The organism is Rhizobium sp. SU303 (assembly GCF_021052345.1).
Taxonomy (GTDB): Bacteria; Pseudomonadota; Alphaproteobacteria; order Rhizobiales; family Rhizobiaceae; genus Rhizobium; species Rhizobium laguerreae.
In genome coordinates this window covers 552,349-579,236 of the sequence record NZ_CP088096.1, presented here as the reverse complement: position 1 = coordinate 579,236, position 26,888 = coordinate 552,349, and the positions used below count along the sequence as shown (strand labels likewise).

Below are 26,888 nucleotides of genomic sequence, written 5' to 3'. Positions count from 1 at the left end.
AGACGTCAATGAAAAAAGTGCTGATCGCCAATCGTGGTGAAATCGCCGTCCGTATCATCCGCGCCTGCCGCGATCACAGCCTGAAATCGGTTGCCGTCTATGCCGATCCGGACATGGATGCGCTTTTTGTGCAATTGGCCGACGAAGCCTACGGGCTGGACGGCAGCCGGCCGACCGAGACCTATCTCCATATTGAAAAGCTGATCGCCATTGCCAAACGCTGTGGCGCCGACGCCGTTCATCCGGGTTATGGCTTCCTGTCTGAACGGGCCGAATTTGCCCGCACTGTGCAGGAAGCCGGTCTGATCTGGATCGGCCCTGATCCACATGTCATCGAGGCGCTCGGCGATAAGGTCGAGGCACGTCGGATCGCAGCCAGCGTCGGCGCGCCACTCGTCGCCGGCAGCGATGGCCCTGTCGAGACAGCCGCCGAAGTGATTGCCTTTGCCGAACAGCACGGCTTGCCGGTCGCCATAAAAGCCGCCCATGGTGGCGGTGGCCGTGGGTTGAAGGTCGCTTGGAAGATGGAGGAAGTGGCTGAACTCTACGAGTCGGCCGTGCGCGAAGCCAAAGCCGCCTTCGGCCGTGGTGAATGTTTCCTCGAACGTTTCCTCGACCGTCCGCGCCATATCGAGGCGCAGGTTCTAGCCGACAAGCACGGCAATGTTCTGGTTCTCGGTACGCGCGATTGCTCGCTGCAGCGACGCAACCAGAAGCTTATCGAAGAGGCGCCTGCGCCCTTCCTCTCGGATGCCCAACGGCAGCAGATCCATGACGCGGCCAAGCGCATCTGCGCCGCCGCCGGATACTCCGGCGCCGGCACGGTCGAATTCCTGCTCGGCGTGGATGGCACGATCTCCTTCCTCGAGGTCAATACCCGTCTGCAGGTCGAGCATCCCATCACGGAAGAAACGACCGGCATCGACCTCGTCATCGAACAGTTCCGCATCGCCGACGGGTTGCCGCTGCGCATCACCGAAACGCCGGCCCCGCGTGGCCATTCGATCGAATTTCGCATTAACGCCGAGGACCCGGGTCGTGGCTTCCTGCCAACACCGAGCGCGATTACGCGCTTCGATGCCCCGTCAGGACCCGGCATCCGTCTCGACAGCGGCGTGGTTTCCGGTTCGACCGTGCCGGGCACTTTCGATTCCCTCATGGCAAAACTGATTGTCACCGGAGCCACTCGCGAACAGGCACTCGCTCGTGCTCGGCGCTCTTTGAGCGAGTTCAAGATCGAAGGCATTGCGACCGTGCTGCCCTTCCACCGCGCGGCGTTGGAAAGCCGCGATTTTACTGGGGAGGATGGACTCAAGGTGCATACGCGCTGGATCGAGACCGACTTCGCCGCCCGTCTTGAAGCGGAAGCCCGGCCCTTGCCGAGCCCTGATAACACGCTCATCCGCACCCATGTCGAGATAGACGGCAGACGCCATGAGCTCGGAATTCCATCTGCACTTCTCGCCAGCTTGGGTAGCTTGCCGACCACTGCCGCTCCGGTTTCAGCTATTGCGGCCCACGACCCTTTGAGCATTACCGCACCGATTTCGGGTACGTTGCAAGCCTTCAAGGTCGAGGATGGGGCTGAGGTCGCAGCCGGCGATCTGATTGCCATCATGGAAGCCATGAAGATGGAAACCCGGGTGACGGCATCACAGGCTGGCAACGTCCGTTTCAAGGCGGAGGCTGGCACCTTTCTGCACGCCGGAGCCGAGATCGCGTGCTTCGAGGTCCAGGCGGCAGTCAGCAACGACGCTTAATCTTCGAGGAATCGGATCAAAAGCCTTCGACGGCGCGACTTTCTGCCCTTCGTTATTTTTCGCGAGCGTCAACGGTTGATTACCGTGTTGGTTTATTGGGTAGGACAGTTACCGCTACGCAGCCGGGAATATCCGTCTGGCCGGCACTTTTCAATCAGTGAGAGATCGGTATGTTGAGCGCGGTGGAGTTTTCAAAGGCACGTCTTCAAGCAAAAGCGATTGCGGACGCCAGTCTGCTTCGCGACAGGTCAGGGTCTGGTAGTGGAATGACAAATGGCGCTCGATCACGTCGTTGACGCAATTACGATCTCCATAATAGCTGAGACCCGAGCGTTGGTCAGATGTAAGATTCGCCGCAACGCCTGTCACGACACCGTTCAATTCAGGCCTGTTCCGCTGGCTGAACGCAGAAATCTAAGATCCACCGCTTGTCCTGTAGTGACCTGATCGATGTCCGCCGGCATGAGCTTGCGCTCGGCGACAAGCGCATCGCGATCCGGGACGATCTGCATGATTGCCTCGCCCGGCGCAATAACAGCGCCAGATGCGTGGACGGCGAGTTGGCGTACGATACCTTGCGGAGTGCTGGAAGCTCAGTGTTCGACCATTGTCTCAGGCTGATAACTGGAAGAAGCGGGAGCGTATGCACAGCAGGACGGAAACATACGTCGGCACATTCGCGCAGAAGGATTTTGCGGCATTGCAATAGTTGATAACGCACTGCAATATAGCTGTCACAAATCTGTGCAGTTAGGGTGCCGTGCGATGAGGATTTGCATCTATAAGTCGGAAAGAGCACCTGAGCTTACCCTCTTGCTGCGAGAAGGCTTGCCTCTACCGCTCGATACCAAGATAGACAAATGGACCAAAATCAAGGTCGTCACCGACAGGGAAATGAGAGCAGACCTTTTGATTCAAGTTGGCGGTGCGGGCTATGCGTTAGTTCGACTTGGCGCGGTTAGACAACATTAGGCAATAGCACTTCCTTGTTGCCGCGTTATCACGACACTACCATCGCATCGCGAGGCTTTGTCTGCTGGAAACACGCACCCTGGCGCTCGTGCGCGGACCGGCGGCCACATTGCCCACCTCGAACTGAAAGTTGCCTTGCTGAATTGGTGGTCTTGAAGGGATCTGAACCGAGGACCACTCCGTCGCCAACTATCTCGGCGAAGCCGGTGAGCAGGCATCCCGGGCGCATGCGATACGGCGATCGAATTCCGCCCGGGAGAACATGGTCAGGCAACCTCGCAGATATCGAGGATGGTCAGCATGTAGACGCGGATCATGTCGAGATAGTCGACGATGTCGACACGCTCGTCGGGCATGGTGTTGTAACGGCCGCCGGGGCCACAGACGATACCTTCCATGCCGAGTTCCTTGTAGAGATGGCCGGCATCAGTACCGTAGAAGCGGGTCGGCGTGATCGCGCCGGTCGGCTGTTTTTCGCCGCGCACGGCTTCATAGGCCGCGTTGATGGATTTGACGATGCGCGATGTCGGCGAGACCTCGAAGGGCGGCATCAGCGGGCGACCCTCGATCAATTCCGGAACCAGCTTTGCCTTGAGGCCGGGGAAGCGGCCTTCGAGGGCCGCCAGTTCCTTTTCGAGATCGGCCAGCACGCCCTCCTGCGTCTGCCCCGGCGCATAACGGCACGAGCCCTTGAGGCGGACGAAATCTGCGACCTGCGGCGGACGCCATTCTTCGAGACTGCGCCCGAGAGCACCATGGACGACGCCGACATGGCCGCGGTTGATCGACCGGTGCACGTCGCTCCTGGCGCCGCTGAAGGTCATGGCGTTAATGCGCGGGATGATGTCGCAAGCCGCGGCGATCGCATCGACGGATTCCTCGCGCTTGGAGAGATGGCGCGTGTCGCCGGTCAGTTCGATGACATAGCTGAGAGCTGCCGCATGCATGGTGACGGCGACGAGATCGCTCGGTTCGCTGTTGATAAAATAGTCCGCCTTGACGCCGTGTCTGATCGCCGCAAGCGTGCCGACCCCGCCCTGCAGTTCGCCGACCACGAAGGTCAGGATAACGTCACCCTTGAGCTTGACCCCGGCATCGAGCAGCGTCTTGACCGCGCAGAAATAGGCAGCATCGCCGGCCTTCATGTTCGACACGCCGATACCGTAGATGAACTTGTCATCGACGAGGCCGGCATAAGGATCGACCGTCCAGCCTTCGGTCACCGGATTGGTGTCGAGATGGCCGTTGAACAGCAGGCTCTGGCCGCCGCCGGTGCCCCTGAGGCGTCCGATCGTGTTGAAGCGGCGGTCTTCGTCGAATGGCTGCAGTTCGGCTTCGACCCCGATCTTTTCCAGTTCGCCGGCCATGTAGCGCGCAAGGTCACGCTCGCCATCGGTTTCCGAATGGCTCTTGTGCTGGACCATCTTCGATAGGAAATCGAGGCAGGCCTTTTCGTCGATCCGATCCACCAGGGATTTCGGGTCCATTGTCATACTCCTTGATGCATTGTCATAGGTATTGGCCGGCCGGCCGCGGCACCGCCTCGATCAGGCGGCGGGTATATTCGGCCCGATCCTGGCTATCGATGTCTGCGGCCGGTGCGATCTCGACGAGATTGCCGCGATACATCACGGCGATCCGGTGGGCGATCTGGCGGATAAGGTTGAGGTCGTGGGTAATGAACAGGTAGGCGGTGCCACTGGCCTTCTGCAGCTCCAGGAGCAGTTGGACGATGGACGCCTGCACCGATACGTCGAGCGCGGAAGTGATCTCGTCGCAGATCACCAATTTCGGCTTGGAAGCAAACGCACGGGCGATCGCCACGCGCTGTTTCTCGCCACCCGACAGCTGATGCGGATACCGCTGGGCATGGGTGCGCGGCAGGCGCACCTGCTCCAGCATATCGCCGACCTTCTGGTCGAGATGAGACGCGTCCCCGAACAGCTTTAGCGGCCGCGACAGGATCTCGCTGATCTTCTGGCGGGGATTGAGCGAGGCGTCGGGATGCTGGAAGATGATCTGCACGTCCTTGCGATAGGCATTGTCCATGTCGCCAAGGTTCCTGATCTCGCGACCGCCGAACCAGATCTTGCCCTCGAAGCGGTTGAGACCGGTCATCGCCTTCGCCAGGGTCGATTTACCGGAGCCGGATTCACCAACGACGCCGAGAATTTCCCCCGGATTGATGCTAAGGCTGATGGCATTGTTGCCGGCAACGCGTTCGGTGGCGCGGCCGGTCAGCGCTGCCAGAAACGGCTTGCGGCCATAATGGACGCTGACGTTTTCGACACGCACTAGCGGCTTGTCGGTTTCAACGACGATGTCGCCGACCAGCCGGCGGGCCGGATCGGGAACCGCCGCGATCAGCTCGCGGGTATAATCCTGCTGCGGATTGGCAAAGATATCGCGCACCGCGCCCTGCTCGACGATTTCGCCGCGACGGATGACCGCGACGCGGCTGGCCGTGCGCGATACCAGCGCTAGATCGTGGGAAATGTAGAGCGAGGCGACGCCCGTCTCGGCCTGCAGTTCCACGAACAGGTCGAGGATCTGGCATGAGGTGATGACGTCGAGCGCCGTCGTCGGTTCGTCGAAGATGATGCATTCGGGATTGCACGCGAACACCGATGCGATGACGACGCGCTGCTTCTCGCCGCCCGATGCCTCGTGCGGCATGCGGTTCATCATCGCGGCCGGTGTCTTCAGACCGACGCGGTCCAACATCGCCTCGCCTTCCTTCCAGGCCTGCTGCCGTGTCAGCCCGCGGTGACGGACCAGCACCTCGGCGAGCTGGGTGCCGAGCGACAGGGTCGGGTTGAGCGACGTGCTCGGATCCTGGAACACCATGCTGATGCGCCGGCCGCGAAAGGTCTCGATCTGGGCATCGGTCTTTTCGAGCAGGTTCTCGCCGCTCAGCAGTATGCGGCCGCCCGGTTCGCGGGCGTTCTTGGGCAGATAGCGCATGATCGACCAGGCAAGCGAGGTCTTGCCGGAACCGGATTCACCGACCAGGCCGAGGATCTCGCCTCGGTGGACGGAGAGGTCGATGTTCTTGACCGCATGGAAGACGCCGGAGGCCGTGTCATAATCCAATGAGTAATTTTCGATCGCGAGAACCGGAGTGTCTGGTTTTGTCGTCATGGTGGTGGCCTCATGTTCGCGGATTGAGGGCATCGCGAAGACCGTCGCCCAGAAGATTGAAGCCGACGGCGACGATGGCGATCGCAGCACTCGGCCAGATCAGGATGCCGGCGGAGAGATGCATGTAACGGCGCGCCTCCGAGACCATCAGGCCCCATTCGGCAGCCGGCGGCTGGGCGCCGAGACCGAGGAAGCTGAGCGTCGCAAACAGCATCACGGCAAACGACACGCGGATGGTCATCTCGACGATGATCGGCGCAATCACGTTGGGCAGCATTTCGCGACGGATGATGTAACCCGAGCTTTCGCCACGGGCGATCGCCGCGTTGACATAGTCCTGCTTGCGAACCGAAAGCGCCACGCTGCGGGTAATGCGGGCCATGCCCGGAGCAAAGGCGATGGCGACTGCCACCAGCGCGTTGACGGTGCTGGAACCGAGCAGGTTGACAACCAGAAGCGCAAACAGGAGGCTCGGGATCGACATCACGGCATCGATGGTGCGCATGATGAACTCGTCGGCACGTCCGCCGAAAAAGGCGGACGCGGTGCCGATCAGAGCGCCGACCAGCGTGCCGCCGATGGTGGCGAGAACTGCCATGACGACCGTTGCGCGGGCGCCGATCAGCAGGCGGCTGAAGATGTCGCGCCCATACTGGTCGGTGCCGAGCCAAAAGGCGGCACTCGGGCCTTTGTAGCGGGCAAGCGGCGAGATCGCTTCCGGATCATGCGGGGCGACCAGCGGGCCGAAGACGACGATCAGCAGCACAAGGGCAACGAGGAACAGGCCGATGGCGCCCTGCGGCGTCTTCAGCAGACGTTTCAGGAAATCAGTCATACTGGATCCTCTTGTCGAGCCAGGCATAGAGGATGTCGGCAATGAAATTGACGATTGAATAGGTGGCGGCCATGATCAGCACCCCGGCCTGGATGGCCGGCAGGTCGCGCGCCTGGATGGCGACGATCAGCTGGCGGCCGATACCGGGAATGGCGAAGATTTCCTCCACCACGATGACGCCGCCGAGCAGATAACCGACGTCGAGCGCGACGATGGTGATGGTCGGCAAAAGCGCGTTGCGCAGCGCATGACGGCGCAGCACATGTCCGCGCGACATACCCTTCAGCCGGGCGGCGCGGATATAGTCGGTATGCAGCACATCGACGAGTTCGGAGCGCACCATGCGCGAAACGTGGGCTATCAGGATGATCGAGATGACGCAGACCGGCAGCACGAGATGGGCGAGGCCATCGGGGAAATTTTCCGTCAGCGGCACGTAGCCGGTCGGCGGCAACCACTTCATCCAGTCGGCAAAGACGAGAACGGCGATTGTCGCCGTCACGAATTCCGGCAGAGCGACACCGGCATAGGAGATCAGACTGACGACCATATCAGCAATCTTGCCGCGGCGGACCGCGGCGATGATGCCGAGCGGAATCGCAAGCACCAGCATCAGGGCGATGGAAAGCACTGCTAGCAGAAGCGAGCGGCCAAGCGCTTCGAACATAACCGGGCCGACGGGCTGACCGGTGCGCAGCGAGGTGCCGAGGTCGCCCTGCAGGACATGCCAGATCCAAGTGAGATATTGCTGCCAGACCGGCTGGTCCAGACCCATGGTCTGGCGCAGCGCGTCGAGCGCATTCTGTGTGGCGTTCTCGCCCAGCATCATGACTGCAGCATCGGCCGGCAGGATCTGAGTGATGGCGAAGACGATGAGCGATACGACTAGCAGCGTGTAGACGATCATCACCAGCCGCTTGGCTATGTAGTTCGGAGACAGGAGCATGTTCCTTGGGACAAGAGGGCCGGACGCCATGTCAGGCGCCCGGCGATATTGACGGATCAGCCGCGCTTGGGCGCCTTGTCGGTCAACGAGGCGTAGTCGAGACGGAAAACCGAGGCGCGCGGATGCGCTTCGAACCCCTCGACCCAGTTGCGCTTCGCAGCCAGCACGTCGAAGAAGGACGGAATGATTGAGGGCACTTCGTCGTTCATGATTTCCTGCGCCTTCGTGTAGAGGGCGGTGCGCTTCTCCGCATCGATCGTGCCGCGGGCTTCTGCGACCAGAGCATCGAAAGCCTTGTTGTTCCAGCGCGTCTCATTCCAGGAGGCGTCCGACGTGTAGAGTAACTTGAAGATGCCATCCGGGGTCGGCTGCATGTTGTAGAAGCCGACATAGAAGCTGCCCTTCTTCCAGACCTGGTCGAGATAGGTCGCATGCGGCATGGTCTGCACGTTGATGGTGATGCCGGCCTCCTTGGCCATCTCCTTCAGCGCCACGGCGAGCTGGGTGCGCACGGCCGGACGGTCGGAGGCGACCAGCGTTGCTTCGAGGCCCTTGGGGAAACCTGCTTCCGCCAGCAGCTTCTTGGCTTCCTCGATGTTCTTCTCGCGCTGCTTGACAGCCTTGAAGAAACGGTAGGACGGGTTGAGCGGCGTGTCGTTGCCGATGGTGCCGAAACCTTCGGTGACGAAACCGACCATGGCTTCGCGATCGACGGTGAGCGCAATCGCCCGGCGCACGCGGGCATCGTTGAACGGTGCCGTGTCGCAACCGAAGTTGATGTTGCAGAACTGGCCGGACGGCGTGCGCAGAGTGGTGATGCCGTCATTGCCATCGACGCGCATGAATTCCGGCGGCTGGATGGTCGAGACGATGTCGATATCGCCGGCGAGCAGCGCGGAGCTTTCCGCCGAGGTATCCGGGAACACCTGCACTTCGATACGGTCGACATAGGGACGGGCCGGATCGTAGTAGGTCGGGTTGCGCTCGACGACGATCAGGCGGTCCGGCTCGTAGGACACGAGCTTGAACGGACCGGTGCCGACAGCCTTGCTGGAAAGGCTCTTCAGGTCGCCGGTGGCGATCGATGCCGGGATGATGCGGGCGTTGGTATAAGCCATGGCGACGGGAAGGTCGGCATAGGCGCTCGACAGCTTGAATAGCACGGTCGAATCATCGACAGCGACGATCTCGGCGATCGGGCCGACATTGTTACGGCCCGGCGACGCAGTGGCCGGATCGAGGATCGCCTTGAAGGTGGCGACGACATCCTTGGCGGTGAAGGCGGAACCGTCATGGAAAGTGACGCCCTTGCGCAGCTTGAAGGTCCATTCGGTCAACGCGTCGTTTGCGCTCCAGCTCTCAGCCAGATCCGACTCCACCAACATGTCGACCTTCAGCCGCGTCAGGTTGCTGTAGAGCAGTTCGGTGACCAGGTATTCCGGGTTGACGCGGGTCAGGAGCGGATGGATGACGCTTGCTGCTTGATCGACCGAGATGCGCAGCGTGCCGCCCATGGCCGGCTTTGTGGTCTGCGCCAGGCCCAGCACCGGTGCAGCAAAGACGGCGGCGGTGCCGGCCAGGAAGACGCGACGTTTGATTTCCAGCATTTTTCGGTTCCCTTATGGTTCAGGCGCGGTTTTCAGGAATGGAGTCGGCGGCAAAGTCCGCCGCGAGATAGGCCAGTATGCTTTTCGCCAAGGCGATGATGTCCCGGCGGGTAGTATGCTCTTCGGGACTGTGGATGCAGCTTTCCGGCCGGCCGAGCCCGCCCAGCAGCACTTCCTGCGCAAAGCCGGACTTCTGCACGTAGCCGAAGTCGGAGCAGCTTGCGGCGCCCCATTTTTGGAAGTCTTCCGGCTTGTAGCCGAAGCCCAGCGACAGCGCCTTTTGCCAGCGCGGCCAATGGGGACCTTCCGGATCGTCCGTCGGGATGAGGTGGCCGACAAGGTCCATTTCGAGCCCCAGCCCTGTGCCCGCAACGCTGTCGTGGATCAGGCTTTCGATCTCGGCGCTCGCATCCTCATAGCTTTCTTCCGGAGCGTAACGCCGGCTCACGAGAATCTTGATCTCGGCCGGGACCTGGCCGCCGGCAGTGCCGCCGTTCACGGCCGAAATTGAAAGCTGCGGTCGCAGCGGACCTGACGCGTGCGGCGGTGGCGTCAGTGCGGATGCCCGGCTGGCCACGTCCGGCTTCAATGCCATCAAGGCATTGAGCAAAGGTAAGGCGCCTTCGATAGCATTGATGCCGGCGCCGGTGCGATTGCCTTCGCCCGCATGAACGGCGTGGCCCCTAATCGTCAACTGCAGATGGAAGACGCCGAAGCAGCCCGCCCAGATGCGCGGCGCCGCGGACCCGTTGAAATTGACGATATGGCCTTTCAATATGCCCTGCTCCGCCAGATAGCGAATGCCGGGATATAGGCCCCCTTCCTCATCGGTGCAGAGGAGCAGCATCGGATCGTAATACAGAGGCAGACCGCATTTTTTGGCAGACCGCAACGCCAGCAGGGTTGCTGCGATCGTGCCTTTCATGTCCGCTGCGCCGAGCCCGAACAGATCGTCACCCTCGACCGTCAGTTTCAAAGGATCGCGTGCCCAGCCAGGCGCGGCCGGGACCGTGTCGACATGATAATAAAGACCGCAGACCGGCTTTCCCGTATCACGCGTAGCAATGAGGTTGGTCCGCTCGCCGGATGCCGGTCCACCGGCCACGTACCAAAGATCACGTGGCACGACGACCCGCTCGAATTCAAACCCCAAGGGCGAGATGAGTTCGGCCATCAGATCGGCAAAAGCGTCATAGCCCAGTCCCGGTGGGAATGAGGTGTCAACTTCGATCATCCGGGCCAGATCATCGACAGCAACCTCGACATCCCGCTCGATCGCTGCCATGGCAGGTCCAAGGATCTGTTGCGAAGAAGCTGGCTGCGGCATGTTCATGGCAGTGCCCTCGGTACCCGTCGCGCCAGCCTCCCAGCTTGCGCTTTTATATAAACTATATAGTAATACTGCGTAGTTCGAGACCCTGAGTCAACTCCAAAGAAGAGGCAAATCATTGCCGGAACTGCCCAACAATTCATCAGGAGTGGTCAAGCTGACGGAGTTGTCGTTGCCGCTTTATGAAGTGGTCAAACGACAGATCACCGAAGCGATCATGCTCGGTAAACTGGAACCGGGTTCGGTTCTGCCGAGCGAAGTGGCGCTGTCGCAAACCTACGGCGTGGCCGTGGGCACCATCCGGCGGGCGCTGATGGATCTCACCAATGACGGCCTTCTCAGCCGCCGTCGCAAGACTGGCACAGTCGTGACCGGCCGCAAACCGCAGCACAGCCTGCGCCTTTTTTTTCAGTATTTTCGACTGCACGGGCTGGATGGTTCACTCAGCAAATCGGTCACGAAGGTGACTTCGCTCGACAGGAGCTTTGCTTCCGCGGCCGATGCGGGAAAACTTCAGATCGACGAAGGATCGCCGATCGTCAGCTTCCACCGTGTGCGTTACGTCGACGAACGCCCGATCATGCACGAGACGCTGACGCTTTCGCGCGAACGGGTCCCCGACTTCCCGGAAAGGCCAGAGGAAATCCCTCAGCTCTTCTACCTGCATCTGCTGGAAAATTATGGAATCCGCATCTCGGCCATACGCGAGCAGATCGGCGCCGATCTTGCGGCCGAGTGCGATGCCCATTGGCTGGACCTGAGCCGGCCAGCAGCGGTCCTAACGATCGACGAAGTGGCCTATGACCAGATGGCTGTACCGGTTTTGATTTCAGCTCACCGGGCAACCACCGCCAACCACCGCTATGTCAACGAGGTGCAGTGAGGCGATGTCTTCGTAGGCCACATGGCCGCCTTGAAGAGATTCGACCCCCGACCCGTTGATACTCAGCATCGAGAACAAAGCCTAGCGCGTTGGCAAAGTGTCTGGCCATTCCTGCGCGCCATGGAGGACGCGAAGAATACGAACCGCTGTTTCGGTAATTGCATACGCCACGACGTACGACGTGCCGGTGCCAGCAATTCTGCCAACACGACCGCTCGCGGGAAAATCTACTAACCGACGGACGGCAGCAACGATCCGTTCGTCGACCAGTATAGCGGCTGACGGATTTTCTGCTTCTATGTATGTGGAAATGGCTGTCGAGCGAGAGATTGACGGCCGCTTGCTCGGTGCGGCTGTTGGTTCATCGAAGCCGGCGCGGGCGGCACGATGGGTCCGAACGCGGGCCGGGTCTTCGAAAATCTGGCTGCGATTGGCTTGGGGACAAGGTCTATATGAAAGCGCGATCGTCATACTGACCAATTTCTTGATATAAAAATTGGTCAGTAGATGCTATTAGATTGCCACTGACCAAACTTTGTATATAATCTTCGGTCAGAAAGTAGAGCCATCATGCCGGATCCCACATCCGATACTCTCGAACGCATTCACCACCGAATTGCCGGCGCGGCGCCCTCGGGTGTTTGGTCGCGCGCCGATTTCCTCGATATTGCTACACCGAACGCCGTCGAAAAGGCGCTACAGAGGCTGACCAGCCGCGGCGACATCCGACGCCCTCATCGTGGCCTCTACGACAAGCCGGATACCAGCCAGTTGACCGGCAAGATGGTGTTTCCGCCCCGCGCCTCATTCATCGATGCGATCGCACGGCGCGACAAGCTTCGTGTGTGCGTCGATGGCATGACGGCAGCCAATGATCTTGGCTTGACGACGGCCGTTCCGGCCCGGTCCACAATCTATGCCGATACCTATCCTCGAACCATCGAGATCAAGGCGAATGCCGGTGACCCGCAGGCTAAAAAACCGGTCATCTATATCTTGGACTTCAAGCGCATTTCGGCAAAGACAGCCTTTTGGGCCGGCCGGCCGGCGATGCGGGTGATCCAGGCCCTCCACTGGTTTCGCGATGAGCGATCCAATCTCGAAGCAGTCATCGATGGGATCGTCCGTTACCTCAGACGAAGCCCGCACAGGCAACCGATCGTCGAGGATCTGCGCGAAAACATCCACGCTATCCCTGCCTGGATGTACCAGGCGGTAGAGACCATAACACGTATCGGCAAGGAAGATCAGAACACCATCGGCGCCGTCGGCTACAGCAGCGGCAAATCCGGCCGCCAGTGAACTCGACATGCCCGCTCCGTAGTCTGGATTGACGATAATATGCAGGGGCAGGCCGGTGAGAACGTCGCGGATATCGTCTTGCCGATGCCGACGACGACGACGATGGAAAGGGCGGTACTGGCCTTGGCGACCAAAGCCGAGCGACGCACGAGCGGCATCCTGTCAAACATGGCCAAAAGCTTGTGCCCGCCATTCGAGCCCGTGCGCGTTGCCAAGCCAGCCGCCAGCACGACGATTGATACCTTCGGCTCTGCTCCCATCTCTTTCCCGATCCCACCAGCGCCGCAGCGTCCTCCGTCGACAAGCTCCACGTTGCGAGGTCGCGAACGTGCAGCGGCTTTTACATCGGCAGCAATGCGTCTTCGAAACAACGCCTTGCAGCAGCTTGGCGTCCAGGCAAGCTATTTTCCATCTGCGTCATCGTCAGAGGGTGAGCCTCTCCGTAGGCGCTACGCAGGCATCGTCTGGCGGCTGCTCGTGCGAAGCGCTTTGATGACCTGAGCAAGGATCGCTACGGAGATCTCAGCTGGATTGGATGCGCCGATGTCGAGCCCGATCGGCGCGTGGATCGTTGAAAGCGCATCGGCACCGAAGCCGTGTGCAGCAAGGCGGCTTGTCCGCGCTGCGTGGGTCTTTCGGCTGCCGAGCGCGCCGATATAGAAGCAGCCGGTGCGCAATGCCTCGGCCAGGGGAAAATCATCGATCTTGGGATCGTGGGTGAGTGCGACTAAGGCGGTATAGCGGTCGAGTGGATCCGCCATCAATGCATCGACGGGCCAATCGGTGCACATCTGCACATCGGGAAAGCGATCACGCGTCGCAAAGGCTGTGCGCGGATCGATGATGCGCACATCGAAGCCGGCCAACCTTGCCATAGGCGTCAGATACTGGCTGATATGGACGGCGCCGATGACGGCGATGCGCGGGGCAGGTATGTAGACATTGAGGAAGCCGCTAGCATCTATCGTGTTGAAAGCCATCGAGCGGCCAGACCGAAAGGCGCCTTCGACGAGCGCGGCAAATGGCGGCTCGACCGGATCCCCTTCCAGGAAGATATGCTCTTCTCCCCGAAAATCTGTCAGCAGCACGACGGCGAGACGCTTCCGGCGCGCGGCGTTCAAACGCTGCAGGCTGTCGCGGAGCATCAACCGAGCCTCTCGACAAAGACACGGATGCGCCCGCCGCACGACAGCCCGGCGCGCCAGGCGGTCTCGTCCGCAACGCCGAATTGCAGCATCTGCGCCTTGCCTGCGGCAATCACCTCGGCAGCGGCGGTAACGACCGCACCCTCGACGCAGCCACCGGAAACCGAACCCTCGAAGTTGCCATCAGCATCGACCACCAGATGACTGCCAACCGGACGCGGCGCCGAACCCCACGTCTCGATCACCGTCGCAATCGCAACAGCTCGGCCCGCCTCCATCCAGTGCTCGGCCGTCAGCAGCGGGTCGGTCAGGTTCGTCTGGATGGTCATTCCTGCGGGCCTCAATCTAGTGTTGGTTTAGTTCTGAAAAGACTTCGGCAATATCCGCCTCTTTGACGCTGTCTCCGACATACCAGCTCAAAGTGTCGTAGAAGCCGAGAAAGGAGCCCTTTGTCTTGGCAAGAAGGGCGATGGCTTCGGCAGCGGAGATCGAAAGCCTGCTGACGAAGAAACGAACGAGAGCGGCCTCGGTGTTCGGGTGGGCAAAGACAAGCGCTGTCGGAGAATTGGCCGAAATCGTCGGCAGGGCCGGAGCCTCCGACCTGCATGGCAAGGTGATCGACAAGCGGATGTCTCTGGAGGATGCAGCCGCTTCGATTACAAAAGCCTCGGCATCGAGAACCCAAGCCGAACGCGACGTGTCGAAATACTGGAAATCGCGCTGCGCCAGCCCAAGCGTTACCCTCTTCGCTTCTCCTGGCGCCAGATGAAGCTTGGTGAAGGACTTAAGCTCACGGACGGGTCGTTTGAGACCCGGCTTAATCGGCCGGACATAGAGTTGCACGATTTCCTTGCCGGCAACCGTACCTGTGTTGCGGATGGTAAGGGCGGCGGTGCAGCCGGCGCCGGGCGTGATCTCCTGCGTGTCGAGCCTGAGATCCTCATAGGCGAACGTGGTGTAGCTGAGCCCATGGCCGAACGGAAAGGCCGGCGTCATCGCCTTCAGATCGTAGAACCGGTAACCGACGAAAATGCCCTCGCTATAGATATGCCGGCCATGCTCGCCCGGATAGGTGTGCCAGCCCGGAATATCCTGCATGTGAACCGGCATGCTGGCGGAGAGCTTGCCGCACGGGTTCTGCTCGCCAAACAGGATGCGGGCCAGCGCTTCGCCACCGCCCTGCCCGGCATAGAAACTGGCCAGGACGGCGTCGACATCCCCGATCCATGGCATCTCGACCGTGTCTGGCATCGAGAGCACGACGACGAGCTTGCGACCTGTCGCCGCCAACGCCGTGATGAGTGCATCGTGGCTGGGGGCGAGCTTCAGTGTGTCGCGGTCGTTGCCCTCGCCGTGACGGCTCTTCTCGTTTTCCGCAAACACGACAACTACATCGGCACGCTCCGCGGCTTCGACGATCGCCTCGATTGACGCCATCACGTCGGGCTGCGCGACCGACGAGAAGGGCAGATGCCGGACCTTCAGGCTGTCTCCCGCCCGCGCGGCAATCTGAACGAACGGACTGTCGACGCGATAGGGATTGGTGGTAGCCGAGCCGGAGCCTTGGATAACAGGAGTGACGGCGCCGTCGCCGACAATGAGAAGCTCACCCGGCCCGCCGGGATCGAGCGGCAGCGCCTGGCCCTCATTGCGCAGCAGCACGATCGATTCCGCCGCGATGTCGTGCGCCAGCGCATGATGCGCCTCGAAATCCGCCGGCGTGCCACGCCGCTCGCTCGACTTGCATTTGCGCACGAACGCCAAAACTTTAGCGCAAGCCGCATCGATCACCTCGGGCGCCACGTCGCCGGCGTTGATGGCCGCATGGAGACGCGCCTTGCGGGGCTTGCTTTCCGGCATGTCGAGTTCGGTGCCGGCATCGAGTGCTGCGGCACGATCCTTGATCGCGTGCCAGTCTGACAGGACAAGCCCGTCATAGCCCCATTCATCGCGCAGCACGGTTCGCAGCAGCCAATGATGTTCGGCTGCCTGGATGCCGTTCAGCGGATTATAAGCGCTCATCACGGTCCACGGCGCGCTCTTTTCGATGGCCCTCTCGAAGCCTGCCAAGTATATTTCGCGCAGGGCGCGCTCATCGACATCGGAACTGGTCGTGGTTCGCTCGATTTCGGAATTATTGCAGGCGAAATGCTTGAGCGAGGCGCCGACGCCGTTATCCTGCAATCCGCAGATGACGGCCGCTGCGATGTCGCCGCTAATAACAGGATCCTCGGAATAATATTCGTAGGCCCGCCCGGCCAGCGGCGTGCGCCTTATGTTGATGCCGGGTCCCAAAAGCAGATGAACCCCGAAATCCTGGCACTCCGCCGCCAGCGCAGCGCCCATGCGATAGGCAAGATCAATATCCCAGGAAGAGCCGAGCAGATTGCCGTTGGGAAAGCACGTGGCTGGACGGGTGGCACCAAACATGCCGCCCGATCCGTCGCCCTGTTGCCCGACGAGATCGAGGAACGCCCGCAGACTGTCTTCGTCGTTGTCGCCGGCGTCGATCTGGGTGGTCGAATAGCGCACCCCATAGGCCCCATCGGTCATGACGATCGAAGGAACACCGAGCCTGCTGATTGATGCCGTCTTCCACAGGCCACGTCCGCTCAGGAGTTCGACCTTTTCGGCCACCGTCATCTGATCGACAAGCGTTCGAATGTCGGCGTCGCTCGGCTGGAACATGATTGGTCTCCGGTACTGCGGATCAGGCGTGTGTCAACAGATCTTCTGAAGGAGTTCCATCAGCATCATCCGCTCGGCAAGCGTCAGCGTGCTCAGCGTTTCCTGCGAGATCTGCAGCGCGACCGACAGGTTGCGGGCGACTGTCACCTCGCCTTCCGGCGTCAGCGTCAGCACCAGCCGACGCGCGTCGGTCGAGTCGGGGGCGGTGTGAACGAGGCCACGCTTCACCAGTCGATCGACAACGCCCTTGATGGTCGCCATATCCATGGCGGTCTCGCGGCCGAGATTGCCCTGCGAACAGGGCTGCAGGTCCTTCAGCCTGACGAGCGCCGCCCATTGGGTGGTGGTCAGCTTCTCCGCCATCAGGCTCGCAAAGATCGCCACGTGCCGCTGGTTGGCCTGGCGCAGATAGAAGCCGATCTGCTCGCCAAGCGCATACTGTGCCTGCTGGCCGGGCGCCTCGGTCGCTGCGGTCTTTTGTCGGCCGCCTTTGTCTTTGAACGGAACGTCCATAGGATCTCTCAAATCTGCCTGTTCATCGTCGTGACCGGCAATGGTGCTGCCGAATTTACTCTCGCCACAATTTCAGAATGGCTTCTGTCGTTAGAATTTCAATCTGCTCCGAAAGCCTTGGCGCCAGGATCTCGATGACCATGGCGTGCGCCTTCAAGTCGCCGCTTGCCAGTGCGTCCTCGGCGAGGATGACCCGGTAGCCGGCGTCGACCGCATCAAGAACGCTGGCGTAGACGCAGACGTCGGTCTCGACGCCCGAGAAAATCAGCGTGTCCGTTGCCGATCCTTGCAAACGCGCAGTAAACCCGGGCGAGCCAAAGACCGAGTAGGTCTCTTTGTCAACGATGGAGCCTGGAGCGGCTATCGCTGTAAGCGGCGCGACCAGATCCAGCATGGCGATATCGAGCTCATCCAGCGTCACCGATGACCAGCGACGATAGTAGGTCTTCCAGCGGCCTGTGGCACCTTCGGCATTTTGGGGCACCATGAAGCGAGCAAAGACAGTCTCAGCGGGCCGCGCTTTGCTCAGCGCCACCACATTGGGAAGGATGCCTTCGATCGCTGGCGTATACCACGCCGTTTGCTCAGCGAAGAGACGTTGCATGTCGATGACGACATGCAACGCATTCCTGGAGAGTGGCGCGGGTGCCATCATCAGTCGGCCACCGGGACGGTGTGTTCCGCGGCCCAGGTCAGGGTGATGGTGTCGCCATCGCTCAGGACCTTGCCATCGCGGTTCTGTGCAAACAGCTTCAGCGGCAGACCGTCTGCCGTCTCCAGCAGATAGGACAGCACGGGACCTGCGTAGATGACGGTGGTGATGCGCGCCGTCAGGCTGTTGCCATCCGTCGGACCCGATGCGATCGACATCTTCTCCGGGCGCACCGCGAGCGTGACGTTCGAGCCGCTTGATGGCAACGTGCCGGTGGTCTGAACTACCGTCCCATCGGCGAGACGCACGGCGCCGTTGTCCACGGTGCCTGTGAGGAAGTTGGAATCGCCGAGGAATTCGGCGGCAAAGCGCGTCAGCGGTCTCTCATAGACGGTTTTCGGCTCGCCGATCTGGACGATGCGGCCCTTGTCGAGGATCGCTACCTTATCGGACAGCGTCAGCGCCTCTTCCTGGTCATGGGTGACGAAGATCGTCGTCAGGCCGCTTTCGCGCTGGATGCGCAGCAGTTCGACCTGCATTTCCTGGCGCAGGCGCCGATCGAGCGCCGACAGCGGCTCGTCGAGGAGCAGTACGCTCGGCTTGATGACCATGGCGCGAGCCAGCGCAACGCGCTGCTGCTGGCCCCCGGACAACTGCTTGGGCATGCGATCGGCAAAGCCAGGCAGATGCACCATTTCCAGCGCACGGTCGACTTCCTTGCGGGCGGCGGCGCCCTTGATGCCCCGGCGTTCGAGACCGAAGGCGACGTTCTGGGCAATCGTCATATGGGGGAACAGCGCGTAGGACTGGAACATCATGCCGATGTTACGGCCCCAGACCGGAATGTCGGTGACATCATTATTGCCGATCGTGACGACGCCCTGGTCGGGCTTGATAAAGCCCGCGATGATGCGCAGCAGCGTGGTCTTGCCGGAGCCGGATGGGCCGAGAAGGCTGGTGAAAGAGCCTTCAGGGAATTCGGTGGTGATATCGGACAGGACCGGTGTGGTGCCGTAGGTCTTAGCAACGGAATTGACTTTAACGTTTGTCACTTGTGTCTCCGGGCTTGGCGAAGCGCGCAAAAATCAGGATGATCGTCATCGAGCCGAGCAGAAGCACGGTGGAGATCGCGTTGATTTCAGGGGTGAAGCCCTTGCGGATCGAGGAGTAGATCTGCACCGGCAGGGTGGTGTACCCGGGCGTTGCGAGGAAGTAGGAAATCACGAACTGGTCGAGCGACACGGCGAAGGCGAAGAGCGCGGCGCCAAGGATGCTCGGATAAAGCAGCGGTAGCGTCACCGAGAAGAAGGCGTGAACCGGTGTCGAACCAAGGCTCATCGCGGCTTCTTCAAGGTCGGCGCGGATTGTCTTGAAGCCCGTGCCGACGACCAGAACAACGTAGGGGATGGCGAGCGCCACGTGGCCGATCAACAGGGCATGCATACCGCGCCCGATACCGGTCCAATAAAAGAAGATCAGCATGGCCGTGCCGGTGATCAGCCAGGGAATGGCAATCGGCGGCAGCAGCATCAGTTGCAGGAGACTTCTGCCGCGAAAGGTCCGGCGCGACAGCGCAACGGACGCCATGGTACCCAAAGCCGTCGCCAGAACCGCGGTGATACTCGCGATCACCAGGCTGTTCAGACCCGCCGTCAGAAGGATGCTGTTGTCCCAGAGCGCGTCGTACCATTGCAGCGAGAAATGGAATGGCAGTTCGTAAAGTGGCGAAGCGTTGAACCCCATCGCCATCATCACGAGAATGGGCGTGTAGAGGAAGATGAGGATGGCGATGAGATAGATTGGACCGAGCGTTTTCATGATCCCTTCCTCAAGCGACCGTTCCGCGGCGCAGGACACCGGAGAAGGTTGCGAAAATTGCGAGCACGACAGCCAGCAGCGTAAAGGACAACGATGCGCCCAAAGGCCAGTTGAAGGCCTGGGTGAACTGATCCTCGATCACCGTTCCCATGGTCACGCCGACACGACCGCCCAGAATGCGCGGTTCCATGAATGAACCGATGACCGGAATGAAGATCAAAACGGCGCCGGAGATCAGTCCGGGAGCCGCAAGCGGCATCAAAATCTTGAACAGGATGGTCCACCAGCGCGCGCCGAGGCTTGAAGCAGCCTCAATGATCGCGTCGTCGATGGCCACCAGCGCTATGTAGCAGGTCAGGATCATGTACGGCAGGTAGCCGTGAACAAGACCAACCACCACGGCATAGCGCGTGTAGAGAAAGCCGATGGAACCCGCGTCCGGAGCAATCATATGCAGCAGACTGTCGAGAAAGCCGTTTTCGCGCAGCACCATGGTCCACGAAAAGACGCGCACAAGACCGTTGGTCCAGAATGGCAGGAGAATGAGGATCAACAACATCTCGCGCGTCTTGCCGAAGGTCGAGCGGACCAGCGCCACGGCCGCCAGGAAACCAAGCACGGCGCAGAACAGCGTCGTCCAGAAGCCGATCAGCAGGGACGTGATGCCGATCCCGACCAGATAGGGTTGATCGATGAACGCGCGGTACTGCTTCAGCGTAAAGACGATCGGGGTCTTGCCCATCGGTGTCGCCGACATGAAGCTGAACACGAACATGGTCAGCAGCGGCAGAAAGACGGCAAGTGTCAGCCACCCATAGGTCGGCAGCAGCAGCGCTGTCGTCGAAACCCATGGCGGGAGTGGGCGCCGGCTGCGCGGACCCGAAGGTCCGCGCCCTGACGCTGATATCAGACGATCATTCTGCATAGAAGGCTTTCACTTCCTGCCAGATATTGTTGAAGGCTTCGCGCCGGTCGTCGGGAATGCCCGAGACAAAGGACGTCGTCTTCAAATATTCGGTCTTGTGTACCAGGCGGGTGAGATCGTCGGCAGGAAGTGCTGAAAGGGCTGCCGAATTTGAAGAAGCGGGGGCTCCAATCTTGGTTGCCCATTCGACATAGAATATCGGATCGATCATCCAGTTGACGAAGGCAAGAGCACCTTCTGGATTCGGAGCCGATGCCGGAACACCGAGACCATCGACCCAACCGACGCCGCCTTCCTTAGGCACTACGAACTGAACCGGAAGTTTGGAAACGCGCTTGGATCGCACCGAGCCGCCCGACCAGAACAGCGACAGGTCGAATTCCTTGGCGGCGAATGACTTGTTCCACTGATCTTCCGTCGACCACAGCAACTTGACGTTCGGCTTGATCGATTTCAGCGCGGCGGTAACAGCAGCCAGATCCTTGGGATCGTTGATGTCCTGCCCGCTCATCAGCGCGCCAACGCCGACATTGATGATGGCGTCGTCGTCCATGGCAACACGGCCCTTATAGGCCGGGTCGGCGAGCACCGCGTAACTGTCGGGAACGGTCATGCCTTCACGGATGGCAAGCGAGGTCATGCCCCAGACCCACGGAACGGCATAACCCTTGCCATCCTTGCTGAAGTTCGGGTTGGCGCGCAGGGTCTCGTCGACTGTTGACGCGTTGGGAACCTTGCTGAAATCGATCGGCTGCAGCAGGTCTTCGGCAACCGCCTGGGCGCAACGCGCAGCGTTGAGGATAACAAGATCGTAGGCGCCCGGATTCGTGCGCATCTTGGTCAGCATTTCCGATTCCGAGCTGTAGTAGTCATGGACGACTGTGATGCCCGTCTTTTCGGTGAAAGCCTTCAGCGACCAGGCTTCGTCGGTGCCGTAGCCCTGCCAGTTGAGGACCGTGATGGATCCGGCCGAAAAGGCTTTGCGCGGCAAGGTGGAGATGCTGACGCCAGCAATCAGTGCTGCGGACATCAACTTCATTGTGTTGCGTCTGGTGAGTTCAGTCATTGTGGCACCCCTCTTGAAGATACACAGTTATGGACCATCATGACCCGCGGTCATCGACCTCAACGGATCGGCTAGCTTGAAAACAAACAACGTGCCAAAGCGCGCTTAATCATTTGTATACATACTAAAAGCAGATGGGCATTGTCCGTGGGGCGCTGACGTCTCGGCGAAATGAAGCGCGCGCTGCGACGCAGCGGCACACCACCTCTGTAAGAACAGCACATCACTTCACTGAGCGGCCGGCATGAATCCACGGATCTCCTGCAAGCTGTTCGTTCAACCCTCTGACTTTAGCATCAGTCTTTTATTTTATATGTATACAAACTATCTGTGAGGAATCGAGACCTGTCAAGCACTGCCTTGCTTTAGTGAGCGCTTGACGATGAAAAATAGACGTCGAGCCGGCGATCCTCCGCGTGTTCAGCAATCATGACGCGTATTCCGTCGCCGCCCGACACATAGTTGATGTCCTGCCCGTTGATGCGGGCGGCAAGAACATCGCCCAATGCCAAGCCTGGCAACTCGATGAAACCTGCCTCGGAGACCGGAGCAATCGTGCAGGCCACCCGCCCGTTGGCGAAGACGATGCGCGACAGCGTGGTGCGCAGATCTGTCTTCAGTGCTGCGCACCCGTTCAAAGTCATCACCAGTGTTCCGGACTTGACGACCAGCTCGAGCGTTCCCGACGGCGAAACCATAGGTCCGAGCACCACATCCCGGCCGGCATGGCGCATCGTCCATCCGGTCCACGGATCGAAGTCAACAATCTCACTGGCAGCCATCAGCGGCAGCATGGCGGCCCAAATGTAGAACGGATCTGTATCACCCTGATCCATTGCCTCGCCGGTCACCGCGTTGTAATTTTCGGATGCGATACGCTGCTCGCGCCAATTCTTCATGAACAGGTCGTAGCTCTGGCTTGCCAGCTTGCTCGCCGCCGCCACGAAACCGTAGCGCCGCAGGCCGAGCCAGACCATATAGTTGACGTTCGGCCAGATGCGGCCGCGCCAGTAGACGTTATCGGCGAAGGCCGGATCGTCTCGCGTTGCGTTCGGCAGCACGAAATCGCCGCCGAAGGTCGTCTCGTCGCTCAGATGCTCGAGCAGACGCGCCGCCTGCGCCGGCGTCGCGGCGCCGCACAGCAGCGGGTAGAAGCTGGTCGGCGACAGCGAGCGCACGAATCCGCCGCGCCGCTGGCGATTGGCGAAGATGCCGCGGCTCTCGTCCCAGAGCGTCTGCGAGATCAGCGTCTGCTGGCGCTCGGCCAGAGCGGCGAATTCGCGGGCATCGTCATGCTTGCCGAGCACGGCGGCCATTTTCGAAAGCATCTCGGCATCGAGAGCGGCCGCGCAGTTAAGGCCGAGATCGAAGGTCGACAGCGTCCGGGTGACGGGATCGTAGATCGCCTCGTCATGGGTCGCGGAATTGTCCATGCCGGTCTCATTGCGCGCGGCAAAGGCCGTCCCCTTGTAGAGGCCCTCGCCCACATCGGAGGTGCCGCAGGACAGCAGGCCGAAACCGTCCGGATCGCGGTTGTCCTGCCACCAGCGCCGATTGCGCACCAGCGCCTCGTAACTTGCCTGGATCATCGACCGCTCGCCGGTCCGCTGGTAGAGCTGCCAGACGACCAACGCGCCGAACGGCAGCTGGCTGCGATCGACCCAGGCATCGTTGGAGGTGACGATGCAGGCGATATTGCCCTGCGGGGTTGCGCCGGCCATCGCGGTCGCCATGTTCTCGCGCGCCAGATCGGCGTCGAACACGCCCGCAAGAAGGGCGGCGAAAATCTGGTCGTTGAACCAGACGGCGAATTTCCCGAGGTTCCAGATCCGGGTGACCGCCGTGTAGGAACGCGCGTTGGTTTCGTCCCAGATGGTGTTCCAGGCGACGACGTCGCGCATCGCGTCGAGCGCGCCCTCGAACACGCCGGTCTGGGCATCGGCGATCGCAGCTGGCGCGTCGGCAAGGCATGTCTGCGCCTTGGCGATCGCCAGTTCGGCACTGTCGGCGACGCCTGCGGCATAGGCGCCCTGGCGCATCATCTCGAGATTGAAACGCAGGGCAATCAACGGCGCTTCGCTCCTGCGGGTGGCGGTATAGAAATAGCCGTTTTCCTCGAAGTCGGCCCGCAGCGCGTCGATCGTCTCATGGCCGGTGACGTGCACCGGCGCCTCGGCGGTCGCGACCGCCACGAAGCGCGTTCCGACCTTCAGCAGCGTGATGTTGCGGCCCGCGTCATGGACCACCACCTCGCCGCCATCTGAGGAGATTGCCAGCGTCAGCCAGAATCGCAGTCCCCACTCGGCCGATACCTTGCCGTTCCAGCTGCTGCGGATGGCGAAGGGGTCTGTCTTCGTCGTAGAAAAGGCGACCGTCGTGCCGCTGAGCTCGGTCTCCAGCTCGATCAGCGAGCCGTCGATGGTGTGACGGCCGAGGCGAACCATATCGCGTCGCGGCTCAATCGCAGAGGTCGTCTTGCTGCGGGTCGAATAGAGAACCGGTGTGATCCGCACGCCGAGCGGCAGGAAGACCATTTCGGCCGGCCGGTTGGACCAGCTATTCCAGGCACGCATCAGGGGTATCGTCGAATGTTGTAGCATGGATCTGTAACTTCCGGTCAGTTTGCCAGCTGGATGAGCTTCGGTGCGGCGGACAAGCCGCTCTTGTCGGCGGTGTCACCGAGATAAGGCGTGTTGATGTAGTAGCGATTTGCGGCCGTGTTGGCGACGCGCAGTTCCAGCGAATGGACGCCTGGAAGCAGCCGCCCCAGAGCAAAGCGGTAGGGGCGCCAGCCTCTTCGATCGATCTGCCGGCCATCGAGCAGCGCCGCGACCACCGTGTGGACCTCGGGCAATTCGAGGACCCACTCGGCCTCATCGCCGATTTCGAGCGCCAGCCGATAAATGCCGGTACCGGAGAAACCGGCAAAACCCTGCGTTTCCCACCCTGCAACCACCGAGATCGGCACGAATCCCGCGTCAGGGCCCGGCGCGAAGCTCCAGCCGTCGACAAGCGACATGGCACGAGCCGCGGCAAGCACCGGCTGGTGCTCGAGATGGCCTTCTTGCACGGTGGTCTTCTGCGTCGTCTCGCTCAGTCGAATGCATTGCACCTCCTGGGGCGCGAGCGCGACTGTCAGGTGGCTGAAGGCGGTTGCCTTTCCCACGTCTCCCGTCGTCGCGGACCAGACCTCGCACGCGAAACCGTCGCCGAAGGAAATCTCACTGATGAGGTGCGATGCGCCATCGTTGAACAGCACGACCCGCCACCAACCAGCGGCCTCATACCCCACCCATTGCCAGGGTCTACCCGCGGAATGACAGGCAACATCTGGACCCGATGACCGAAGCGACTGCAACAGAGCGGTGATGTCGCCTTTGCCGGGCATTCCTTCGAGATGGATCGACGTGCCGACGGCACGCCCCGCTGCGCCATCGCAGACGGTGGAGAGCCGCTCGCCTGAAGACCAGACAGCACCACCCGCCGCCTTGAAGACGGCGAGCGTGTGCAAGGTCTTCGTCGTCTCGAGCACGGTGACGGACGGCAGAACGACAGCATCGAAAACAAGGCCGGACGCGCGCAGGCGGCCGTTCTCGATCGTAGCGGTCGCCAAATCGGCCTCGCTGACGAACATGAAGTCGCAGCCTTCTGCTAAGAGCCCTTTGCACCAGGCGCCGATATGGGTTGCATGGCTGTGGCGCGGCCCTTCTGCGAAAGCTGTATGAAGAGGATAAAGGATCGCAACCGGCGTGCGGGGCGTGGCCCCCTCGATGAAGGCGGAAATCCGTGCCGTCTCCTCGGCAAACAGATCGTGGTAGCTCCACCACGGCTCGAAATTGATGCCCGGCCCGAAATCGAAACGTGGATTGGAAAACGGCGTCGGATCGTCGTCGCGCCCGTCCGTCTGGTAGACGCCGTGCCAGAGGAACTGTCGGCTCCCGAGGCAGTGAAGCCGGATGGCCTGCACCCGCATCGTCCCCAGCGTCAGTTCCCATTGCCCGGCGGCACGCACGGGCGTTCGCTCGGCGCTGGCATAAGTTTCGACGACGCATCGGCTGCGACCATTCGAACGGGCAACGGAGTCGCCGAGCTTCGGCGCCAGCTGCGCCACGAAATTGTTGCAATCAACGGCCGTCTCGTGCCGGTAGGCATCGATGCCGAAGAAATCCACGGCAAGCGCCACCCTGGGGTCGATGCTGGTAAAACCGCCGTTCAGCGACCAGGAACTGACATGCGGCAGGATCTCGTGCCCGGTGAGGACGATCCCTCTGCCCTCGGCCCATCGGCGCAACGTGCCGGAGAAGGCCTCGTTCATCAGGGCCGAATAGGCGGCGTAGAATTGGGCGCGCAGGCGCAGGGTTTCAGGCCCGACGTCACGCACCAGCGCCAGCAGGGCCCTGGCGAAGGTCTCTCCCGTACCGCGCGACACGGCGTCCGGCAGGGTCGGCGCATAGAGCAGGCTGTTGCCGAGGTCACCGGAGATCTGGCTCCACTTGTAGAAACCCGCCGCCGGCTGGTCGTAGAACACGAAGCCGACGGGGTCTGGCACGAGATCGCCAAGCACCTCGACCAACGGGTCGAGCCCGACCTCGGTGAATCGTTCCGCTGCCTCTGGCAGGAGATAATTGATCAACCGCGAGGTCGTCGACCGGGCGCTGACGAACACCGTGAGCATCTGCCCCTCGGCGGGTACACCGTCGAACGCATGGGTGCAGGATATTCCGTCGCTTTCGATGATGGATGTCAGCGCCGTGACATCGACCACCTGATCGAGGCTGTCGATGCCGACCGACGGATGCAGCAGCGCTGCCTCCACGGTCCACTGGCACCACTCGACGACGCTGCCCTCATACTGCCACGCGACGATATCGGCGCCCATCGTCCGGGTGAACGGCGGATGGATGCCGCTGATCTCGCCCCGCGCCTCTCCCGAGGACGACCAGAACAGGTGGCGCTCGCGCAGGTCGTCGCGGTCCGCGACCGTCCGGCCGCCGGCGTGACCGCTGATCCAGTTGTAATCGTCGTAGATACCGAGCTTCAGCCCCAGTTTGCCGGCAATCCCAGCCGCAACACGATAGGCATCCAGATAGGCCGGCGACAGGTAGTCATCGCGCGACATTGCGAGACGGGCCTGGATCAGGATCGTGCCGATCCCCTTCTGTTTGAAATCGGCGAGCTGCGCATGGCAAACGTCCTCTGTCGGGATCGAATGCCAGAACCAGTAGGCCGACGGGCGAAACGCTGCTGTCGGGTTCTGGAACAAGTCGCGGCCGCCGATATCCTGTCCGGTTCGGATCTGCTCCAA

General features: G+C 61.2%; 22 protein-coding genes and 2 pseudogenes. 4 read left to right on the top strand and 20 right to left on the bottom strand.

Annotated elements, in window-relative coordinates:
* Nucleotides 1-8: 8 nt before the first annotated feature.
* On the top strand, nt 9-1,760 hold the full coding sequence (locus tag RlegSU303_RS27335; protein WP_131719924.1) for an acetyl/propionyl/methylcrotonyl-CoA carboxylase subunit alpha: 1,752 nt from the start codon (nt 9-11) through the stop codon (nt 1,758-1,760).
* A gap of 312 nt (nt 1,761-2,072) precedes the next feature.
* Here the strand turns inward: RlegSU303_RS27335 and RlegSU303_RS27330 are convergent.
* The 7 genes and pseudogenes from RlegSU303_RS27330 to RlegSU303_RS27300 all read right to left on the bottom strand — a co-directional run.
* Nucleotides 2,073-2,335, bottom strand: a pseudogene (locus tag RlegSU303_RS27330) (HlyD family efflux transporter periplasmic adaptor subunit); the annotation flags it as partial.
* A gap of 663 nt (nt 2,336-2,998) precedes the next feature.
* A complete protein-coding gene (locus tag RlegSU303_RS27325) occupies nt 2,999-4,219 on the bottom strand; it encodes a M20 family metallopeptidase (protein WP_131719925.1) in 1,221 nt (406 codons plus the stop codon).
* A gap of 22 nt (nt 4,220-4,241) precedes the next feature.
* Complete coding sequence (locus RlegSU303_RS27320; protein ID WP_231283868.1) at nt 4,242-5,873, bottom strand: dipeptide ABC transporter ATP-binding protein; 1,632 nt, start codon at nt 5,871-5,873, stop codon at nt 4,242-4,244.
* 10 nt (nt 5,874-5,883) lie between these two features.
* On the bottom strand, nt 5,884-6,708 hold the full coding sequence (locus tag RlegSU303_RS27315; RefSeq protein WP_131719927.1) for an ABC transporter permease: 825 nt from the start codon (nt 6,706-6,708) through the stop codon (nt 5,884-5,886).
* On the bottom strand, nt 6,701-7,684 hold the full coding sequence (locus RlegSU303_RS27310; protein WP_445944757.1) for an ABC transporter permease: 984 nt from the start codon (nt 7,682-7,684) through the stop codon (nt 6,701-6,703). The genes RlegSU303_RS27315 and RlegSU303_RS27310 overlap by 8 nt, the downstream gene beginning before the upstream one ends.
* Nucleotides 7,685-7,710: 26 nt before the next feature.
* Entirely contained in the window at nt 7,711-9,261 is a 1,551-nt protein-coding gene (locus RlegSU303_RS27305; RefSeq protein ID WP_131719928.1) for an ABC transporter substrate-binding protein, read from the bottom strand.
* A gap of 19 nt (nt 9,262-9,280) precedes the next feature.
* Nucleotides 9,281-10,594 (bottom strand): M20 family metallopeptidase, encoded by a 1,314-nt coding sequence (locus RlegSU303_RS27300; RefSeq protein ID WP_131719929.1) that lies wholly within the window; start codon nt 10,592-10,594, stop codon nt 9,281-9,283.
* A gap of 115 nt (nt 10,595-10,709) precedes the next feature.
* Between RlegSU303_RS27300 and RlegSU303_RS27295 the strand changes: the two genes are divergently transcribed.
* Nucleotides 10,710-11,474, top strand: coding sequence for a GntR family transcriptional regulator (locus RlegSU303_RS27295; protein ID WP_131719930.1), 765 nt, complete (start codon nt 10,710-10,712; stop codon nt 11,472-11,474).
* 81 nt (nt 11,475-11,555) lie between these two features.
* On the opposite strand, the gene RlegSU303_RS27290 is transcribed toward RlegSU303_RS27295, so the two are convergent.
* On the bottom strand, nt 11,556-11,804 hold the full coding sequence (locus tag RlegSU303_RS27290; RefSeq protein ID WP_222351738.1) for a type II toxin-antitoxin system RelE/ParE family toxin: 249 nt from the start codon (nt 11,802-11,804) through the stop codon (nt 11,556-11,558).
* 33 nt (nt 11,805-11,837) lie between these two features.
* Here RlegSU303_RS27290 and RlegSU303_RS34600 point away from each other — a divergent pair.
* Both RlegSU303_RS34600 and RlegSU303_RS27285 read left to right on the top strand, forming a co-directional pair.
* Nucleotides 11,838-11,927, top strand: a pseudogene (locus RlegSU303_RS34600) (MBL fold metallo-hydrolase); the annotation flags it as partial.
* Between the two features lie 117 nt (nt 11,928-12,044).
* Entirely contained in the window at nt 12,045-12,776 is a 732-nt protein-coding gene (locus tag RlegSU303_RS27285) for a DUF6088 family protein (protein ID WP_231283867.1), read from the top strand.
* On the opposite strand, the gene RlegSU303_RS34425 is transcribed toward RlegSU303_RS27285, so the two are convergent.
* The 12 genes from RlegSU303_RS34425 to RlegSU303_RS27225 all read right to left on the bottom strand — a co-directional run bounded on the left by RlegSU303_RS34425 (nt 12,746) and on the right by RlegSU303_RS27225 (nt 26,888).
* Complete coding sequence (locus RlegSU303_RS34425; protein ID WP_331275230.1) at nt 12,746-13,036, bottom strand: NTP transferase domain-containing protein; 291 nt, start codon at nt 13,034-13,036, stop codon at nt 12,746-12,748. The two genes, RlegSU303_RS27285 and RlegSU303_RS34425, sit on opposite strands and share 31 nt — an antisense overlap.
* A 189-nt stretch (nt 13,037-13,225) precedes the next feature.
* Nucleotides 13,226-13,921 carry an XdhC family protein gene (locus RlegSU303_RS27275; RefSeq protein ID WP_131719932.1) on the bottom strand — a complete coding sequence of 232 codons (696 nt, stop codon included), beginning with the start codon at nt 13,919-13,921 and terminating at the stop codon, nt 13,226-13,228.
* Nucleotides 13,921-14,250, bottom strand: a complete 330-nt coding sequence (locus tag RlegSU303_RS27270) for an XdhC family protein (RefSeq protein WP_131719933.1) — start codon at nt 14,248-14,250, stop codon at nt 13,921-13,923. Before RlegSU303_RS27270 ends, RlegSU303_RS27275 begins: the two co-directional genes overlap by 1 nt.
* A gap of 16 nt (nt 14,251-14,266) precedes the next feature.
* On the bottom strand, nt 14,267-16,609 hold the full coding sequence (locus tag RlegSU303_RS27265) for a beta-glucosidase family protein (RefSeq protein WP_131719934.1): 2,343 nt from the start codon (nt 16,607-16,609) through the stop codon (nt 14,267-14,269).
* A 33-nt stretch (nt 16,610-16,642) separates the two neighbouring features.
* The gene (locus tag RlegSU303_RS27260; RefSeq protein WP_012759939.1) at nt 16,643-17,122 is read right to left on the bottom strand and encodes a MarR family winged helix-turn-helix transcriptional regulator; all 480 of its coding nucleotides are present in this window, start codon (nt 17,120-17,122) and stop codon (nt 16,643-16,645) included.
* 55 nt (nt 17,123-17,177) lie between these two features.
* Nucleotides 17,178-17,777, bottom strand: a complete 600-nt coding sequence (locus tag RlegSU303_RS27255; RefSeq protein WP_033184104.1) for a cysteine hydrolase family protein — start codon at nt 17,775-17,777, stop codon at nt 17,178-17,180.
* Nucleotides 17,777-18,826 carry an ABC transporter ATP-binding protein gene (locus RlegSU303_RS27250; protein ID WP_131719935.1) on the bottom strand — a complete coding sequence of 350 codons (1,050 nt, stop codon included), beginning with the start codon at nt 18,824-18,826 and terminating at the stop codon, nt 17,777-17,779. The genes RlegSU303_RS27255 and RlegSU303_RS27250 overlap by 1 nt, the downstream gene beginning before the upstream one ends.
* Nucleotides 18,813-19,592, bottom strand: a complete 780-nt coding sequence (locus RlegSU303_RS27245; protein ID WP_003554934.1) for an ABC transporter permease — start codon at nt 19,590-19,592, stop codon at nt 18,813-18,815. Before RlegSU303_RS27245 ends, RlegSU303_RS27250 begins: the two co-directional genes overlap by 14 nt.
* A 10-nt stretch (nt 19,593-19,602) precedes the next feature.
* On the bottom strand, nt 19,603-20,517 hold the full coding sequence (locus RlegSU303_RS27240; RefSeq protein WP_131622157.1) for an ABC transporter permease: 915 nt from the start codon (nt 20,515-20,517) through the stop codon (nt 19,603-19,605).
* Nucleotides 20,507-21,583 carry an ABC transporter substrate-binding protein gene (locus RlegSU303_RS27235; RefSeq protein WP_003554938.1) on the bottom strand — a complete coding sequence of 359 codons (1,077 nt, stop codon included), beginning with the start codon at nt 21,581-21,583 and terminating at the stop codon, nt 20,507-20,509. Before RlegSU303_RS27235 ends, RlegSU303_RS27240 begins: the two co-directional genes overlap by 11 nt.
* A gap of 365 nt (nt 21,584-21,948) precedes the next feature.
* Nucleotides 21,949-24,183 carry an MGH1-like glycoside hydrolase domain-containing protein gene (locus RlegSU303_RS27230; protein ID WP_131622155.1) on the bottom strand — a complete coding sequence of 745 codons (2,235 nt, stop codon included), beginning with the start codon at nt 24,181-24,183 and terminating at the stop codon, nt 21,949-21,951.
* Between the two features lie 17 nt (nt 24,184-24,200).
* On the bottom strand, nt 24,201-26,888 hold the full coding sequence (locus tag RlegSU303_RS27225) for a carbohydrate-binding protein (protein WP_131622153.1): 2,688 nt from the start codon (nt 26,886-26,888) through the stop codon (nt 24,201-24,203).

Coding starts and splice junctions, on each gene's coding strand:
- RlegSU303_RS27335 (WP_131719924.1), top strand. CDS start 9: ATGAAAAAAGTGCTGATCGCCAATCGTGGTGAAATCGCCGTCCGTATC.
- RlegSU303_RS27325 (WP_131719925.1), bottom strand. CDS start 4,219: ATGGACCCGAAATCCCTGGTGGATCGGATCGACGAAAAGGCCTGCCTC.
- RlegSU303_RS27320 (WP_231283868.1), bottom strand. CDS start 5,873: ATGACGACAAAACCAGACACTCCGGTTCTCGCGATCGAAAATTACTCA.
- RlegSU303_RS27315 (WP_131719927.1), bottom strand. CDS start 6,708: ATGACTGATTTCCTGAAACGTCTGCTGAAGACGCCGCAGGGCGCCATC.
- RlegSU303_RS27310 (WP_445944757.1), bottom strand. CDS start 7,684: ATGGCGTCCGGCCCTCTTGTCCCAAGGAACATGCTCCTGTCTCCGAAC.
- RlegSU303_RS27305 (WP_131719928.1), bottom strand. CDS start 9,261: ATGCTGGAAATCAAACGTCGCGTCTTCCTGGCCGGCACCGCCGCCGTC.
- RlegSU303_RS27300 (WP_131719929.1), bottom strand. CDS start 10,594: ATGAACATGCCGCAGCCAGCTTCTTCGCAACAGATCCTTGGACCTGCC.
- RlegSU303_RS27285 (WP_231283867.1), top strand. CDS start 12,045: ATGCCGGATCCCACATCCGATACTCTCGAACGCATTCACCACCGAATT.
- RlegSU303_RS34425 (WP_331275230.1), bottom strand. CDS start 13,036: ATGGGAGCAGAGCCGAAGGTATCAATCGTCGTGCTGGCGGCTGGCTTG.
- RlegSU303_RS27275 (WP_131719932.1), bottom strand. CDS start 13,921: ATGCTCCGCGACAGCCTGCAGCGTTTGAACGCCGCGCGCCGGAAGCGT.
- RlegSU303_RS27270 (WP_131719933.1), bottom strand. CDS start 14,250: ATGACCATCCAGACGAACCTGACCGACCCGCTGCTGACGGCCGAGCAC.
- RlegSU303_RS27265 (WP_131719934.1), bottom strand. CDS start 16,609: ATGTTCCAGCCGAGCGACGCCGACATTCGAACGCTTGTCGATCAGATG.
- RlegSU303_RS27260 (WP_012759939.1), bottom strand. CDS start 17,122: ATGGACGTTCCGTTCAAAGACAAAGGCGGCCGACAAAAGACCGCAGCG.
- RlegSU303_RS27255 (WP_033184104.1), bottom strand. CDS start 17,777: ATGATGGCACCCGCGCCACTCTCCAGGAATGCGTTGCATGTCGTCATC.
- RlegSU303_RS27245 (WP_003554934.1), bottom strand. CDS start 19,592: ATGAAAACGCTCGGTCCAATCTATCTCATCGCCATCCTCATCTTCCTC.
- RlegSU303_RS27240 (WP_131622157.1), bottom strand. CDS start 20,517: ATGCAGAATGATCGTCTGATATCAGCGTCAGGGCGCGGACCTTCGGGT.
- RlegSU303_RS27235 (WP_003554938.1), bottom strand. CDS start 21,583: ATGACTGAACTCACCAGACGCAACACAATGAAGTTGATGTCCGCAGCA.
- RlegSU303_RS27230 (WP_131622155.1), bottom strand. CDS start 24,183: ATGCTACAACATTCGACGATACCCCTGATGCGTGCCTGGAATAGCTGG.